Origin of the sequence: Pseudomonas sediminis (genome assembly GCF_039555755.1) — a bacterium.
In the GTDB taxonomy this organism is placed as follows: Bacteria; Pseudomonadota; Gammaproteobacteria; order Pseudomonadales; family Pseudomonadaceae; genus Aquipseudomonas; species Aquipseudomonas mendocina_D.
On the sequence record NZ_CP154631.1, the window covers coordinates 1,156,745 to 1,170,850 of the forward strand.

Annotated in this window: 12 protein-coding genes; 7 read left to right on the forward strand and 5 right to left on the reverse strand. The window is 63.4% G+C overall.

Annotated features, from left to right (window positions below; all coding sequences use genetic code 11):
* Positions 1-35 precede the first annotated feature (35 nt).
* Positions 36-665 (reverse strand): response regulator transcription factor, encoded by a 630-nt coding sequence (locus tag AAEQ75_RS05615; RefSeq protein WP_280075476.1) that lies wholly within the window; start codon positions 663-665, stop codon positions 36-38.
* Positions 662-3,067: a PAS domain-containing sensor histidine kinase gene (locus tag AAEQ75_RS05620; protein ID WP_430523446.1), complete on the reverse strand. Its 2,406-nt coding sequence runs from the start codon at positions 3,065-3,067 to the stop codon at positions 662-664. The genes AAEQ75_RS05615 and AAEQ75_RS05620 overlap by 4 nt, the downstream gene beginning before the upstream one ends.
* 113 nt (positions 3,068-3,180) lie before the next feature.
* Here AAEQ75_RS05620 and AAEQ75_RS05625 point away from each other — a divergent pair, with 113 nt between their 5' ends.
* On the forward strand, positions 3,181-4,179 hold the full coding sequence (locus AAEQ75_RS05625; RefSeq protein ID WP_343351099.1) for an alpha/beta hydrolase family protein: 999 nt from the start codon (positions 3,181-3,183) through the stop codon (positions 4,177-4,179).
* Here AAEQ75_RS05625 and AAEQ75_RS05630 read toward each other — a convergent pair.
* From AAEQ75_RS05630 to AAEQ75_RS05640, 3 genes are read right to left on the reverse strand one after another with little or no spacing between them, the layout of a single operon-like run.
* Positions 4,176-4,937, reverse strand: a complete 762-nt coding sequence (locus AAEQ75_RS05630; protein ID WP_125879580.1) for a DnaJ domain-containing protein — start codon at positions 4,935-4,937, stop codon at positions 4,176-4,178. The genes AAEQ75_RS05625 and AAEQ75_RS05630 overlap by 4 nt on opposite strands.
* On the reverse strand, positions 4,938-5,609 hold the full coding sequence (gene murU, locus AAEQ75_RS05635) for an N-acetylmuramate alpha-1-phosphate uridylyltransferase MurU (protein ID WP_343351100.1): 672 nt from the start codon (positions 5,607-5,609) through the stop codon (positions 4,938-4,940).
* On the reverse strand, positions 5,606-6,631 hold the full coding sequence (locus AAEQ75_RS05640; protein ID WP_343351101.1) for an aminoglycoside phosphotransferase family protein: 1,026 nt from the start codon (positions 6,629-6,631) through the stop codon (positions 5,606-5,608). The genes murU and AAEQ75_RS05640 overlap by 4 nt, the downstream gene beginning before the upstream one ends.
* A gap of 124 nt (positions 6,632-6,755) precedes the next feature.
* Between AAEQ75_RS05640 and AAEQ75_RS05645 the strand changes: the two genes are divergently transcribed.
* From AAEQ75_RS05645 to AAEQ75_RS05670, 6 genes are all read left to right on the forward strand, one after another.
* Positions 6,756-9,569 carry an LPS-assembly protein LptD gene (locus AAEQ75_RS05645; RefSeq protein ID WP_343351102.1) on the forward strand — a complete coding sequence of 938 codons (2,814 nt, stop codon included), beginning with the start codon at positions 6,756-6,758 and terminating at the stop codon, positions 9,567-9,569.
* Positions 9,550-10,842: a peptidylprolyl isomerase gene (locus AAEQ75_RS05650; RefSeq protein WP_316914918.1), complete on the forward strand. Its 1,293-nt coding sequence runs from the start codon at positions 9,550-9,552 to the stop codon at positions 10,840-10,842. The genes AAEQ75_RS05645 and AAEQ75_RS05650 overlap by 20 nt, the downstream gene beginning before the upstream one ends.
* Positions 10,843-10,941: 99 nt before the next feature.
* Positions 10,942-11,937, forward strand: coding sequence for a 4-hydroxythreonine-4-phosphate dehydrogenase PdxA (pdxA, locus tag AAEQ75_RS05655; protein WP_343351103.1), 996 nt, complete (start codon positions 10,942-10,944; stop codon positions 11,935-11,937).
* A 113-nt stretch (positions 11,938-12,050) separates the two neighbouring features.
* Complete coding sequence (rsmA, locus tag AAEQ75_RS05660) at positions 12,051-12,860, forward strand: 16S rRNA (adenine(1518)-N(6)/adenine(1519)-N(6))-dimethyltransferase RsmA (protein WP_179574625.1); 810 nt, start codon at positions 12,051-12,053, stop codon at positions 12,858-12,860.
* A 29-nt stretch (positions 12,861-12,889) separates the two neighbouring features.
* A complete protein-coding gene (gene apaG / locus AAEQ75_RS05665) occupies positions 12,890-13,270 on the forward strand; it encodes a Co2+/Mg2+ efflux protein ApaG (RefSeq protein WP_099525832.1) in 381 nt (126 codons plus the stop codon).
* Positions 13,270-14,088, forward strand: coding sequence for a symmetrical bis(5'-nucleosyl)-tetraphosphatase (locus AAEQ75_RS05670; RefSeq protein WP_280085258.1), 819 nt, complete (start codon positions 13,270-13,272; stop codon positions 14,086-14,088). The genes apaG and AAEQ75_RS05670 overlap by 1 nt, the downstream gene beginning before the upstream one ends.
* The last annotated feature ends 18 nt before the right edge of the window (positions 14,089-14,106 follow it).

The following is a 14,106-nucleotide window of genomic DNA, read 5'->3' on the forward strand; positions in this document are numbered from 1 at the left end:
GAGTGCCGCCCAGCCGCTCCTACGAAAGCGCTCGCTCAGACCAGGCGATGCTCCATGGCGTAACGCACCAGCTCTGCCATCGAATGGGCGCCGAGCTTCTGCATCAGGCGCGCCTTGTGCGTACTCACGGTCTTGTTGCTGATTGCCAGGTGCAGAGCGATGTCGTTGACGCCCTCCCCTCGTACAAGGCGCTCGAACACCGAGAACTCGCGCTCGGACAGTTGCGCATGGGGCGGACGTGAATCGGTCAGGCCGACCTCGAAGACCATGCGGTCGGCCAATGCCGGGTCGATATAACGCCCACCGCTGGCGACCTTGCGAATCGCAGTGATCAGCAGCGCCGGATCGCTGTCCTTGGTCGCGTAACCGGCGGCACCGGCCTTGAGCGCACGGGCCGCCATCTGCGCCTCGTCGTGCATAGACAGCACCAGAATCGCCGGCGCCTCGCTCAGCGCGCGGATACGCGGAATGGCCTCCAGGCCGTTGACGCCGGGCATGGAGATATCCAACAGCACCACGTCGCAAGGCGTACGCCGCAGCACTTCGATCAACTGTTCGCCATTGCAGGCCTCACCCGCCACTTCGAGGTCGCGGGCCATGCCGATCAGTTGCTTGATGCCTTCCCGCACGATGGTGTGGTCTTCGGCTACCAGTACCCGAATCACACTGCGACCTCCTCTTCCAGATTGATGCGCGCACACAGGGTAGTGCCCTCGCCCGGCCGGCTGTCAATCTGCAACTGGCCACCGAGCATGAGCATGCGTTCCTGCATGCCAACCAGGCCGAACGACTGCCCGGGCTTGCGCAGCGTCGGATCGAAACCCTTGCCATCGTCGACCACCGACAGACACAGGCTGCCGCCCTCCTGCCACAAACGCACCTCGACGCTGTGCGCGCCAGCGTGGCGCATGATGTTGGTCAGCGCCTCCTGAAGGATGCGGAACAGGCCAATGGCCTGGGCATCCGGCAGATGCGGCAGGTGCTCCGGCACTTCGACCAGGCAAGGAATCTGTGTGCGCTCCTCGAAGCGCCGCACTTGCCACTCGATGGCCGAGGCAATGCCGGCATCGAGAATTGGCGGGCGCAGCGCCGTGGCCACATCACGCACCAGCTGGAACAACTGAGCGATCAGGCGCTTCATGCTATTAAGGCGCTCGTCCAGTTCGGGAATCTGCCCGGCGCAAACCAGCTCGCACATCGCCGTCTCCAGCTTGAGCACAGTCAATACCTGACCCAGCTCGTCATGCACCTCACGGGCGATGCGCGCCTTCTCTTCCTCGCGCACGCTTTCCAGGTGCGCCGACAGTTCGCGCAGACGCGCCCGCGAATCGGCCAGCGCCAGCTCGGCCAGCTTGTTCTCGGTGATGTCCCAGAGGATGCCATCCCAGACCACCCGACCATTACCCAACGGCCGCGCAGTGGTGCGGATGTCGGCCCACAGCACCTCCTGCTCGGCAGTGAGGATGCGTCCCTGCCAGTACCAGTCGCTCTCGCCTTCCAACGCCAGGGTCTGACTATTGAGGTAGCTGCTCAGATCCTGCGGATGCACCAGGCTGCGGATGCCGCGCTCCTCACGCTGCAGCTCCTGCGCCGGCCAGCCGACCATGTCCTGGCTGGCCTCGCTGATATAGGCAAAGTTGACCACCGCTCCCGGCCCGGCGCGCTCCAGGCGAAACACCAGGCCAGGCACGTTGCCGGCAATGCCCTTGAAGCGCGCCTCGCTCTCCTCCAGCGCCGCACGCGCACGGCGGCGCTCGGTCACATCGCTGAGAAACACCACCAGGTACTCGGCCTGGCGATAACGCAGAAAACTCAGCGATACGTCAGCCGGCATACGGCTGCCATCGGCACGCAGGCAGTCCACCTCGAAGCTGGGTGAGCCGTCATCCTGCTCGCGCACGCGTTTCCACAGGTTGAGCCAGCGGTCCATATGCAGGCCGGGCTCCAGCTGGCTCAGCGGCTTGTCCACCAGCTCGCCGGCGGCGTAACCAAGCATGCGTTCGGCGGCGCGGTTGGCGTAGCGCAGGTGGCTATCCCAGTTGACCCAGAGAATACCCACCGTGCTGTGATCGATGGAGAACTGGCTCAGGCGCAATGCCTCGGCGGCCTGCTGATGGCGATCCAGTTCGCCACGTGCGGCCAACAGCCCACGCTCCAGCGAACGTGTCTGCTGCCGCTGCCGATAAAGCGCTGTCGCACCGAGCATCAGAATCAGGGCGAAAAATAACGCCAGGGTCTTCCAGAAGCCGACGAAGTCGGTGGATTGCGGATAGCGCAGCGGCATCCAGGTGTCGCGCAATTCCTCCAGTTCACGGGCAGGCAGCGCTTGCAAAGCCCGGTCGACAATACCGGACAGAAGCGGCTGGTCACGCCGTGTAGCCAGACGCAGCAGCTGCGGCAAGCCGATATCACCGACGATGCTCAAGCTGGAGAAACGTGATTCGCGCAACAGCAGGCTGAGGCTCGCTTCATCCAGCACGGCGTAGCTGACTTCCTGGTTGAGCACCAGCAGCAAGGCGGCGCGCTCCGACGGCGTCGCGCGCAGACGCAGGTTGGTGTGGGTGCGTTCCAGGTATTCGGCAGCCTGGCTCGGCATGCGCAACGCGACCGTCTGCTCCAGCGGCAATTGATCAAGATCCACCGCACCGCTGCCATTGCGCTCGCCGACTACCAGATGCGGCACACGTAGGTAGGGCATGGAGTAATGCCAGATGCGCAGGCCGGCCGGCGTCTGCTGCAAGCCTGGCGCCAGATCCACCTCGCCAGCACTGGCTGCCCGTTCCAGGGCCTCCAGATTCGGATACAGGCGCCAGTCAGGCGCGACGCCCATGCCTTCGAGCAGACGCTGCATCAGCTCGACATTGGCGCCCGTCAGCTGCCGGTTCTGGCCACGCAGAACCCAAGGCGCCTGGTGGATCATGCCCACGCGCAGCACTGGATGCTCCTTGAGCCAGGCACGCTGCTCTGCGTCGAAAGCCGGGCGCAATGGCATGCGCGCACTCTCAGCCCAGACGCCAGATGTGGCCACTATCAACAGGTAAATAAGGGAACGGAGAAGGGACTTCATGCACGGTGAATCCGCTGACGCGATTGCTTACCTTACTCCAGTCTTTCGCTAATGGCCTGACAAAAGCGAAGCTCGGCATTAGGCTCTGTAGCAGACCCCAAGGAGCTTCATCGATGCGCCTGAACTCACTCGCACTGCTCGGTTTCTGCCTGCTCTGCGCCACCACGAGCTGGGCCCAGGAACCGACCGGGGATGCCCAGAGCGCCACGCCTGGCGAAGCCGATACGCCGGCGTCGAACGAGCGGCCGTCTCTACCCGAGCGTAGCATCAGCGACGCGCAGACGTTGAAGCAGCGCCTGGACAAACGTGAGCAGCAGATGCTGCAGGCCGGCGCCGAAAGTTTCCTCGCGCTATGGCTGCCGGCCAACGTCGGTGAACCCAGCGGTGCGGTGATTCTGCTACCCGGTAACGTGGAAAACGCCGACGGCGCCGCCGCAGTGGGCCCGCTACGACGCAAGCTGCCTGACGCCGGCTGGCACAGTCTGAGCCTGACACTACCGGACCCGGACGGAGACCCGCTGCCGCTGCGTGATGCAAGCGCCGAAACCGCAGCAGCGCCCGCTGATCCTGCAAGTACCGAGACAGCTCCCGCTGCCGATAGCCCGCCACAGCCACCGGAAACACAAGCCACACAGGCCACGGACAGCGGCACAATCAGCCCGGATCAACGGCGCCAGGCCCATGTCGAACGTGTGATGGCGCGCATCGATGCCGCCATCGCCTTCGCCAGCCAACAGCAGGCCAAGGAAATCGTCCTGCTTGGCCACGGCAGCGGCGCCTACTGGGCCGCGCGCTACCTGAGCGAACGCAAACCCGCGAATATCCAGAACCTGCTGATGGTGGCGGCGGATGTACCAGCAGGGTTCGCCCCACCGCTGGACGAACTGGTCGCCCAACTGCCGGTGGCCACTGGCGACTTCTTCTACAAGGATCAGGCCACCGACCGCACGGCTGCCCTGAAACGCCTGCAAGCCAGCAAGAGGGCAAAGCTGCCCACCTATGTACAGGTAGCGATGAAGGCACTGCCGGGCAACCTGGATGTCCAGGAGGAGCAGCTGTACCGCCGTCTACGTGGCTGGTTGAAACTGCATATTCGCGCTGCGGGCAGCTAACGAATTCCGCGACGCTGGCGAATCAATGCATAGGCCTGATGCAGCTGACGCGTGGTGTCAGTGGCCTCACGAATGCGCTCAGGCGAGGCGCCCGAGCCAGCCAGTTTGTCCGGATGATGCCGGCTGAGCAGGCGGCGGTAGGCGCGTTTGATCTGCTCAGGCTCGCTGCCTTCATTGACGCCTAGCAGTCGCAACGCCTCCTGATAACTGCCGCCCGCTGGCGCAGGTTGCTGGCTGCGACGTGGCGCGTACTCCTCGCCCAGGCTATCGAGTCGGGCGCTGTCCCAGCCGAGCCACTTGCCCCAGAGCAGGATCAACTCATGCTCGCTGGCCGACACCCGCCCATCGACCCAGGCCATACGCCAGCAAGCTCGCAGCATGGCATCGGCACGCTCGCGTTGACGCTGCAGCGGGGCACGCAGGTTGTCACGCCCGGTCTTGCCACGGGCGAAGGCTTCGATGGCACGACGCTGAGCCACCGCGTCCAACCCCAGCCGCTGCATTTCCGAACGCGCCTGCTGGATATGGCTCTGTACTACCCGGCCGTCACTCTTAGCCAGACGTCCCAGCATCAGAAACAACAAGTCGTCATCCGTCGGCGCAGCACGACCTCCCAGACGCTCACGCAGATTGTCCCAGCCGTGCAGGCGCAGGCGACGGTCCAGCACCTGCCCAAGTAGACCGCCAAGCAGTGCACCCGGAATGCTGGCCAGAGCGAGCCCGGCCGCCGCCCCGAGCATGGTGGCCGGCCACAACACTTAACGTGCCTCCTGCAGCAAGCGTTCGACTTCAGCCAGGCGCTCGTGCGTACCGACGTCGACCCAACAGCCACCATAGTGCTCGCCGCTGACCTGCCCGGCCGTGATCGCCTCACGCAGCAGCGGCGCCAGCTTGAAGGCACCGGGCTGAGAAGAGCCGAACAGACGCGGATGCAGCACGGCAAGACCACTATAGGTCAGCCGCTCACTCATCGTGCCGCTGTCCTGCACCTGGCCGGCCGCCAGAACGAAGTCGCCCTGCGGGTGATGTGCCGGATTATTCACCAGCACCAGATGGGCCAAACCCGCGAGCGGTTTGCGCAGGGCAGCAAAGTCGTAGTCAGTGAACACATCGCCATTGACCACCAGAAATGGCTCGGCACCCAGCAACGGCAGCGCCTTGAAGATACCGCCGCCGGTTTCCAGCGGCTCGCCTTCGGCGGAATAGACGATACGCACGCCAAAGCGCGCACCATCGCCCAGGTAATCCTCGATCTGCTGGCCTAGCCAGGCATGGTTGATCACCAGCTCGGTGAAGCCCGCAGCCGCCAACGCCCGGATGTGGTACTCGATCAACGGCACACCCGCCGCCTTTACCAGCGGCTTGGGCGTATGCAGGGTCAATGGCCGCATGCGCTCGCCCTTGCCCGCCGCGAGGATCATCGCCTTCATGCACGCGCCCCTTCATCTTTCGCCAGGCTGGCGAACAGCTCACCCAGCTCGGCGAGCTCCGGCCGACGAGCCAAAACGGCCTCTATATAAGAGAAGAAACGCGGTACATCGCCCAGGTACTTGGGCTTGCCATCGCGGTGACAGATGCGCGCGAAGATGCCGATGACCTTGAGGTGGCGCTGCACGCCCATCAGGTCGCTGGCCCGTAGAAAGTCGTCGAGCGATGCCTGCACCGGAATACCCGCCGCCTTGGCGCGCTCCCAATACCCGTGCAGCCAGTCCTGCACGCGCGCCTCGGGCCAGCTGAGGAATGCATCCTTGAACAGGCAGGTGATGTCGTAGGTGACCGGGCCGTTGACGGCATCCTGAAAATCCAGCACGCCGGGGTTGGGCGCGCTCTGCATCAGGTTGCGCGGCATGAAGTCGCGATGCACCACCACCTTGGGTTGCTCCAGGGCGCTGTCGATCAACAACCGACTGATGCGCTGCCAGGCGGCCTCCTGCTCGGCGGTAAAGCTGCGCCCCAGGTGACGCTGTACGTACCACTCGGGAAACAGCTGCAACTCACGACGCAGCAACGCCTCATCGTAATGCGGCAGATGGCTGTCGAGCGGCAAGCTCTGCTGCTGCAGCAAGGCCTCGATGGCATCGTCGAACAATTGGTCGGCGTTGTGCTCGTTGATCACGTCCAGATAGGTCTGGCGGCCCAGATCATCGAGAATCAGGAAGCCCTGCTCGAGATCGGCAGCCAGCACCTGCGGCACATGTACACCAGCGCTGGCCAACAGCGCTGCGATACGCACGAAAGGCTCGCAGTTTTCTTGCGGCGGTGGCGCATCCATCAGAATCAGGCTGCGCTCACCGGCCTGCCAACGAAAATAGCGGCGAAAGCTGGCGTCGCTGCTGGCGGGAGTGAGCTCGGCCTCCGGGACCGCTCCCCAGTCGCGTGCTGCGAACAGGAGGGGCAGTTGCTCGGCGAGCCAGGTTTGCAGCTGTTGCAGACGTACATCGTGTTCAGACATCAAGGGGTCTCCGACGGCGCTAGCCGTTGCGCGGGTCATGCTTTATTATCCAGCATCTTTTTCAGCCCATCGAGAGGCGTGCGGCCCCTGGGCCGATAGCGCGCAGGAAGCCCGGACTAACAAGATGGCAGTAAAATACCCCGCGTTCCGCAAGAAATTCCCGCTGCTGGTCACCGGCAGCCTCCTGGCCTTACAGCCCGCGTTCAGCCTACAGTCCTTTGCCGCCGAGCAATACGATTGCCAGGCATCGCCCACGGGCGGCTGGGCCTGCGCGCCGAAATCGGCGGCCAGCGCCCTGCCTCCGCGTCCAGTGCACAGCCGCGATGCTGTCAGCTCGGGTGGCACCACCAGCGAGGCGGTAGCCAAGCAGGATGCTGCCCCGGTGCTGGTCACCGAGAGCAAGGGCCGTGCCCTTACCTCGCGCAGCCCCGATTACAGTCACTTGGACTGGGTCCCGCGCGATAAGTTGACTGCCGCGCAGTTGGCCGAGGCTGGCCCTTACTGTGCAGGCGCCTATGTCGAGCCGCTGCGTCCGGGCATGGACGACACCACGCCGCTGGACGAGTCGCCGATGTTCGTTTCCGCCAAAGCCTCGCGCTTCGAGCAGGAAAAGCAGATCGCTACCCTCGCCGGTGATGTCGTCCTGCGTCAGTCCGGCATGCAGGTCGAGGCCGACGAAGCCAGCCTGCACCAGACGGAAAACCGTGGCGAACTGGTCGGCAACGTACGCCTGCGCGACAAGGGTATGCTGGTGGTCGGCGACCGTGCCGAACTGCAGTTGGATAACGGCGAAGCCCGTATCGACAATGCCGAGTACGTGATGCACCAGGCCCACGTGCGCGGTAGCGCGCTCTACGCCAAGCGCGAAGAGACCGCAATCATCCGCCTCAAGGATGGTACCTATACCCGTTGCGAGCCGGGCGACAACGCCTGGCACCTGAAAGGCAACAACGTCACCCTGAACCCGGCGACCGGCTTCGGCACCGCCACCAACGTGACGCTGCGGGTCAAGGACATTCCGGTGTTCTACACCCCGTACATCTACTTCCCGATCGACGACCGTCGCCAGTCCGGCTTCCTGCCGCCGAGCATCGGCACGTCGAGCAGCAACGGGTTCTCGCTGCAAACACCGTACTACTTCAACCTGGCCCCGAACTACGACGCCACGCTGTACCCGACCTATATGGCCAAACGCGGCCTGCTGATGGAAGGTGAGTTCCGCTACCTGACCGAGAGCAGCGAAGGCCAGGTCGGCGGCGCATGGCTGAACGACAGCGAAGACGAGCGCAAACTGCAGTCCGAGTACAAAGATCAGCGCTGGATGTACAGCTGGCAGCACAAGCAGGGCTTGAACTCGCGCCTGCTCGCCGAAGTCGACTACACGGATATCAGCGACCCGTACTACTTCCAGGACCTGGATACCGATCTGGGCATCGAAACCCAGACCTACGTAAACCAGCGCGGCACGCTGACTTATCGTGGCGATAGCTATCGTGCCCGCCTGAACCTGCATGCGTACGAACTGGCCAATATCACCGATGTGACGCCATATGACCGTTTGCCGCAGATCACCTTGGACGGCAAACTGCCGTTCAATCCAGGCGGCCTCGACTTTACCTATGGCACCGAGTACGTGCGCTTCGATCGCAATCTGCGCTCGGGTTTCTACACGGAAAAAGATGGCACAACAGGTCGACCACAAGATCGCTGGTACGACGAGCGATTGACCGGCCTGAACCGTGCCGACGGCGAACGCTTGCACCTAGAGCCTGGTGTAAGCTTGCCGCTGGACTGGACCTGGGGCTTCATCAAACCCCAAGTCAAGTACAGGCAGACGCAGTACCAGATTAATCTGGATGATAAAGGCAAGTCCGAGCTCGCGACCAACGACCCGAACAATCAATGGTTCGGAGTGGACTACAAGCGTTCGCCCAGCCGTGGTGTCGGGCTGTTCAGCGTCGATAGCGGTCTGTACTTTGACCGCAACACCCAGCTGTTCGGCAAAGACTTCCGCCAGACCCTCGAGCCGCGCGCGTTCTATCTCTACGTGCCAGAAGAAGACCAGACAGATATCCCGGTATTCGATACCGGAGAGCCGACTTTCAGCTACGCCTCGCTGTGGCGTGAAAACCGCTTTAGCGGCAAAGATCGCATCGGTGACGAGAACAAGCTGTCGCTGGGTGTGACCAGCCGCTGGATCGAGCCGAACGGCTTCGAGCGTCAGACTTTCAGCATCGGCCAGGCCTTCTACTTCGAAGACCGCAAGGTGCAGATGCCGGGAATCGACTATCGCGGCCGCCAGGATGCAACCTCGGACGTATCACCGTACGCACTGGAATACCTGTATCGCTTCAACCGCGACTGGCGCTTCTCCTCGACCTTCAACTGGGATCCGGACCAACACGCCACCCGTTCGGGCAGCGCGATGTTCCACTACCAGCCAGAAGCCAACCCGAACAAGGTCGTCAACTTCGGCTATCGCTATCGTAACGACACACTGCGTTATGACCGTGACAGCGGTACCTGGACCACTAACCCAGACTACGGCAATCCGACACTGGGTAATGGGCAGCCGAACCCCAACTACATCAAGAACTACTACAAGATCGACCAGCATGACTTCTCCGTCATCTGGCCGCTGGCTCCGCAGTGGAGCCTGATCTCGCGCTGGCAGTACGACTATGGCCGCAACCGTACTCTCGAAGCCTTCGGTGGTTTCGAATACGACAGCTGCTGCTGGAAGCTGCGCCTGATCAACCGCTACTGGATCGATTACGACGAAGTCAGCCTCAACCCATCGCGCAACGACGAGCCGGACCGCGGCATCTTCCTGCAGATCGTCCTCAAGGGCCTCGGCGGCGTTGTTGGCAACAAGGTGGAAACTTTCCTCGACCAAGGCATTCAAGGTTACCGTGAACGTGAAGACCAAGCTTTCTGATCGCCTGCGCCCCCTGCTGTTGGGCGCAGCACTGCTGGCGGCAACGGCTCAGGCCCAGGTTCGCCCACTGGATCGCGTCGTGGCCATCGTCGACAACGACGTGGTCATGCAGAGCCAACTCGACGCCCGCCTGCGTGAAGTGCAGCAAACCATCGACAAGCGCGGCGGCTCCCTGCCTCCTGGCAACGTACTCAGCCAGCAGGTGCTCGAGCGCCTGATCATCGAGAACATCCAGCTGCAGATCGGCGACCGCTCCGGCATTCGCATCACCGACGAAGAACTTAACCAGGCCATGGGCACCATCGCTCAGCGCAATGGCATGAGCCTGGAGCAGTTCCGTGAAGCACTGGCACGTGACGGCCTGTCCTATGCCGATGCACGTGATCAGGTGCGTCGCGAGATGGTCATCAGCCGTGTGCGCCAGCGCCGCGTGGCCGAACGCATTCAGGTTACCGATCAGGAAGTGCAGAACTTCCTCGCTTCCGACCTGGGCAAGATGCAGCTGTCGGAAGAATTCCGTCTGGCCAACATCCTGATTCCGGTTTCCGAAGGTGCGTCCTCCAGCGAAATCCAGACGGCCGACCGTCAGGCGCAGGAGGTTTATCAGCAACTGCAGCAAGGCGCGGACTTCGCCCAACTGGCTGTCTCTCGCTCTGCCAGCGAGAACGCCCTGGAAGGCGGTGAAATGGGCTGGCGTAAAGCGGGTCAGCTGCCTCCGCCGTTCGACAACATGATCAGCCAACTGAACCCGGGCGAGGTTACCGAGCCGGTGCGTACGCCAGGCGGCTTCATCATCCTCAAGCTGATCGAAAAGCGCGGCGGCGACACCCAGGTGCGCGACGAAGTACACGTGCGTCACATCCTGATCAAGCCCAGCGAAATTCGCAGCGAAGAAGAAACCCGTCGCCTGGTCGAGCGCCTGTATCAGCGTATCGTCGATGGCGAGGATTTCGCTGAGCTGGCGAAGAGCTTCTCCGAAGACCCGGGCTCTGCGCTCAACGGCGGCGACCTGAACTGGATCGACCCGAACGCCCTGGTGCCCGAATTCCGCGAGGTGATGAACAACACCCCAAGCGGCGAGCTGTCCAAGCCATTCAAGAGCCCTTACGGCTGGCATGTGCTGGAAGTCATGGGCCGCCGCGCCACTGACAGCAGCGCGCAGTTCCGCGAGCAACAAGCCGTCAACGTGCTGCGCAACCGCAAGTACGACGAGGAACTGCAGGCCTGGCTGCGCCAGATCCGCGACGAAGCCTACGTCGAGACCAAGCTGTAACTGCGTCATCGCGTACGAAAGCCCGGCCCTGTGCCGGGCTTTTTCGTTATTGGCCCGGCAGCGTAAACTGACGGCCCCGCGCCCACACAGAGAGCGACCATGACTGCGCAGCAATGCTTTGCCCTCACCCCAGGCGAGCCCGCCGGCATCGGCCCCGATCTCTGCCTGCTGCTGGCCCAACAGGCCCAGCCTGCGCCACTGGTCGCCATCGCAAGTCGCGAGCTACTGGCGGACCGCGCAAAACAATTGGGGCTGACTATCGAGTTGCTTACCGTCAGCCCGCAGCACTGGCCAGACAAGCCCGCAGCAGCGGGCGCTCTTTATGTATGGGATACGCCGCTGGCTGCCCCCGCAACCCCAGGCAAACTGACACCCGCCAACGCCGCCTACGTACTGGAAACCCTCACCCGCGCAGGCCTAGGCTGTATGGATGGGACATTTGCCGGAATGATCACCGCCCCCGTGCATAAAGGTGTGATCAATGAAGCGGGCATTGCCTTCTCCGGCCACACCGAGTTTCTCGCCGAGCTGACCCACACCCAGCAGGTGGTGATGATGCTGGCGACCCGAGGCTTGCGCGTGGCGCTGGTCACCACCCACCTGCCCTTGAAGGATGTCGCGGCCGCCATCACCGCCGAGCGTCTGGAACGCGTCACCCGCATCCTGCATACAGATCTGCAAGGTAAATTCGGTATCGCCCAGCCGCGCATTCTGGTCTGTGGGCTCAACCCGCACGCCGGCGAGGGCGGCCATCTGGGCCGCGAGGAAATCGAAATCATCGAGCCGACGCTGGAACGCCTGCGCACGGAAGGCATGAACCTGATCGGCCCGCTGCCTGCCGATACCCTGTTCACCCCGAAGTATCTCGAACAGGCCGATGCGGTATTGGCCATGTACCACGACCAAGGCCTACCCGTGCTCAAGTTCAAGGGCTTCGGCGCCGCGTTGAATGTCACCCTGGGTCTGCCGATCATCCGCACCTCGGTGGATCATGGCACCGCGCTGGACCTGGCCGGCACCGGTAAGGTCGACATCGGCAGCCTGCAGGTGGCGCTGGAGACCGCCTACCAGATGGCCGCCAGCCGCAAGGTGTGAACCGCTGAGTCTACGGCCCGCGCCCGCGGCGCCATTCGCTGGTAGACTGTGCGACTTTCTTTTTTGCATCCAGCCTCGAGCAACACGACTCGGGGCGTTGCGCGGAGCCGTACATGTCCGAATACCAACACCGCGCGCGCAAGCGCTTCGGCCAGAACTTCCTGCATGATGCCGGGGTGATCGACCGCATCCTGCGCGCCATTCGCGCCAAGGAAGACGAACGCCTGCTGGAGATCGGCCCGGGCCAGGGCGCCATTACCGAGGGTTTGCTCGGCAGCGGCGCGCAGCTCGACGTGATCGAACTCGACCTTGACCTGATCCCTATCCTGCAAGGCAAGTTCGGCGACAATCCGCGCTTTCGCCTGAATCAGGGCGACGCACTGAAATTCGACTTCGCCCGCCTCGACGCACCGCCACGCAGCCTGCGCGTTGTCGGCAACCTGCCCTACAACATCTCCACGCCGCTGATTTTCCACCTGCTGGACAACGCACCGCTGATTCGCGACATGCACTTCATGCTGCAAAAGGAAGTGGTCGAGCGCATGGCCGCAGGCCCGGGCGGCGGCGACTGGGGCCGCCTGTCGATCATGGTGCAATACCACTGCCGCGTGGAACACCTGTTCAACGTCGGCCCCGGCGCCTTCAACCCACCACCCAAGGTCGACTCGGCCATCGTGCGCCTGGTGCCGCACGAGACCTTGCCGCACCCCGCCAAGGACCACCGCCTGCTCGAACGCGTCGTGCGCGAAGCCTTCAATCAGCGCCGCAAGACCCTGCGCAACACGCTCAAGCAGTTGATGCCAGCCGATGCCATCGAGGCCGCGGGTGTCGACGGCAGCCTGCGCCCCGAGCAACTGGATCTGGCCGCCTTCGTCCGCCTGGCCGACCAACTGGCTCTACAGCCCTCTGCTGCGCAGGACTAAACTGCAATCACGCCCAACGGATCATTCGCATGTCCGACCCTCGTTATCAGATCGACGTCAGCGTCACCACCCGCTACCTGGCAGCGCAGTCGCAGCCGGAGCAGAGCCGCTACGCGTTCTCCTACACCGTGACCATCGTCAATAACGGCGAGCTGCCGGCTCAGCTGTTGTCGCGCCACTGGATCATCACTGACGGCGACGGTCGCGTGCAGGAAGTGCGCGGCGCCGGCGTGATCGGCCAGCAACCGCATATCGAGCCCGGCGCCAGCCACACCTACAGTAGCGGAACGGTCATGACCACCCAGGTCGGCACCATGCAGGGCAGCTACCAGATGCTCGCCGAAGACGGCAAACGCTTCGATGCGACCATCACGCCGTTCCGTCTGGCTGTGCCAGGGGCCCTTCACTGATGGCGGTGTATGCCGTCGGCGACCTGCAGGGTTGCCTCAAACCGCTCCAGTGCCTGCTCGAGCAAGTGTCTTTCGATCCCGCGTATGACCAACTGTGGCTGGTGGGCGACCTGGTCAACCGCGGCCCGCAGTCGCTGGAAACCCTGCGTTTCCTCTACTCCATCCGCCAGGCGGTAACCTGCGTGCTGGGCAACCACGACCTGCACTTGCTGGCGGTGGCGCACAACATCGAGCGCCTGAAGAAGGGCGATACCCTGCGCGAGATTCTCGATGCGCCGGATCGCAACGACCTGCTCGACTGGCTGCGCATGCAGAAACTGGTACACCACGACGCCGAGCGCAAGGTGACCCTGGTGCATGCCGGCATCCCGCCGCACTGGACGCTGAGCAAGGCGCTGCGCCGCGCCGCTGAAGTCGAAGAAGCACTGCGTGACGATGCTCGTCTGCCGCTGTTTCTCGATGGCATGTACGGTAACGAGCCGGCCAAGTGGAACAAGGAACTGCACGGCGTGACCCGCCTGCGGGTGATCACCAACTATTTCACCCGCATGCGCTTCTGCAAGGCCGACGGCACCCTGGACCTCAAGAGCAAGGAAGGCGTCGGCAGCGCACCGTCCGGCTTCGCACCCTGGTTCAGCTACCCACAGCGCAAGATGCGCGGCGAGAAGATCATCTTCGGCCACTGGGCAGCACTGGAGGGCAACTGCCCGGAACCAGGCCTCTACGCGCTGGATACGGGCTGCGTCTGGGGCGGCGCGATGACCCTGCTCGATGTCGATAGCGGCGCACTTCTCCGCTGCACCTGTCCCAAAGAATAAGCCCGCCACCCACCTGGT

Excerpts from the sequence above, each read along its gene's own strand:
- rsmA (WP_179574625.1), top strand. The coding sequence starts at position 12,051 with ATGTCCGAATACCAACACCGCGCGCGCAAGCGCTTCGGCCAGAACTTC.
- AAEQ75_RS05640 (WP_343351101.1), bottom strand. The coding sequence starts at position 6,631 with ATGTCTGAACACGATGTACGTCTGCAACAGCTGCAAACCTGGCTCGCC.
- AAEQ75_RS05645 (WP_343351102.1), top strand. The coding sequence starts at position 6,756 with ATGGCAGTAAAATACCCCGCGTTCCGCAAGAAATTCCCGCTGCTGGTC.
- AAEQ75_RS05625 (WP_343351099.1), top strand. The coding sequence starts at position 3,181 with ATGCGCCTGAACTCACTCGCACTGCTCGGTTTCTGCCTGCTCTGCGCC.
- pdxA (WP_343351103.1), top strand. The coding sequence starts at position 10,942 with ATGACTGCGCAGCAATGCTTTGCCCTCACCCCAGGCGAGCCCGCCGGC.
- AAEQ75_RS05620 (WP_430523446.1), bottom strand. The coding sequence starts at position 3,067 with ATGAAGTCCCTTCTCCGTTCCCTTATTTACCTGTTGATAGTGGCCACA.
- AAEQ75_RS05670 (WP_280085258.1), top strand. The coding sequence starts at position 13,270 with ATGGCGGTGTATGCCGTCGGCGACCTGCAGGGTTGCCTCAAACCGCTC.
- apaG (WP_099525832.1), top strand. The coding sequence starts at position 12,890 with ATGTCCGACCCTCGTTATCAGATCGACGTCAGCGTCACCACCCGCTAC.
- murU (WP_343351100.1), bottom strand. The coding sequence starts at position 5,609 with ATGAAGGCGATGATCCTCGCGGCGGGCAAGGGCGAGCGCATGCGGCCA.